Annotated in this window: 2 protein-coding genes; both read left to right on the top strand. The window is 54.6% G+C overall.

The features are described from left to right. Window positions 1-958, top strand: a 958-nt coding sequence (locus BRAS3809_RS20570; protein WP_035657259.1) for an ATP-dependent nuclease, incomplete at its 5' end; no start/stop codon positions are given. Continuing rightward, on the top strand, window positions 940-1,242 hold a 303-nt coding region (locus BRAS3809_RS35030; protein ID WP_240535726.1), incomplete at its 3' end, for a UvrD-helicase domain-containing protein. The genes BRAS3809_RS20570 and BRAS3809_RS35030, both read left to right, overlap by 19 nt.

Raw genomic sequence — 1,242 nt, 5'->3', positions numbered from 1 at the left:
TAGCGAAGAAGGGATTCCGCTCAGAGGCCTAGGCCTTGGCTCAACGCGCTTGTTGATCGCCGGACTTCAGCGCAAGGCCGCCAAGGACGCTACAATCATCCTTGTCGACGAGCTTGAACACGGCCTGGAGCCACACCGCATTATTCGATTTGTAGCATCGCTCGGTGCAAAGGAGCCAACGCCGCCACTTCAGGCTTTTCTGACGACCCATTCTCCCGTTGCAGTCCGAGAACTATCCGGGGAACAGCTTTTTGTCGTCCGTGCTTCCAGCATTAAGAGTACTGCGACGGGGCTCGGCAACGAGGACGCAATTCAGGGCACTATTCGCTCATTCCCCGAGGCTTTTCTGGCGAAGTCCGTCATAGTATGCGAGGGAGCCAGTGAGGTCGGACTACTGCGAGGGCTGGATAACACCGTCGTAGCCGATGGGACGCCCTCCTTGACAGCACACGGCGTAGCGCTCGTGGACGCAGGGGGCTGTGATCACATTTATAAGCGAGCGAACGCATTTCAGAAGCTTGGATATCGAGTTTGCGTCTTCCGCGATGACGACAAGCAACCAGACCAAGCAACTGAAAACGACTTCATGGCTATAGACGACGTATTCAAATGGCGTGCGGGCCGTGCGCTGGAGGATGAGATATTCCACAGCATCTCGGACGAAGGCGTGTGGAAGCTTTTATCCATCGCCGAGGAGATTCACGGCACAGATCTCATTGGGGATCACATAGCTTCGGAGTCTGCAGGAACACTCAATTTAGAAGACTGCAAAACGGACTTAACGAAAGAGAAGCGGGACACCCTCGCTAGAGCTGCACGAAAAAAGAAAAACAGCTGGTTCAAGACTGTAAGCCGGATGGAGAGGGTTGGAGAGGAAGTGATCGCCACGGACACGGGGCTAGATCAGGAGTTTTTCGACATCCTGAACAATATATTTGAATGGATCAACGCTTCCTGATGAAGAGCATTGACCTCCTCGACATCAAGCGCGGCACGGTGACAGCTCCGGCGGGCTGCGGCAAAACGCACTTGATCGCAGAAGCCATAACCAAAGCAGGACCCAGCAAGCCGATCCTCGTTCTAACTCATACCAACGCAGGCGTAGCTGCTCTACGTGGCAGGCTAGAGAGGGCTAGAGTGCCTGCTACAGCCTATCGCCTGTCGACTATAGATGGCTGGGCCATGCGGCTTGTCGCTACGTTTCCTAAACGCGCAGAGTGCGATCTGAAAATTCTCAAGCTC

The sequence above is a fragment of the Bradyrhizobium sp. STM 3809 genome (assembly GCF_000239795.1).
GTDB lineage: Bacteria > Pseudomonadota > Alphaproteobacteria > Rhizobiales > Xanthobacteraceae > Bradyrhizobium.
The sequence above is the reverse complement of the archived record's forward strand: the minus strand, read 5'-3'. Positions and strand labels throughout refer to the sequence as shown.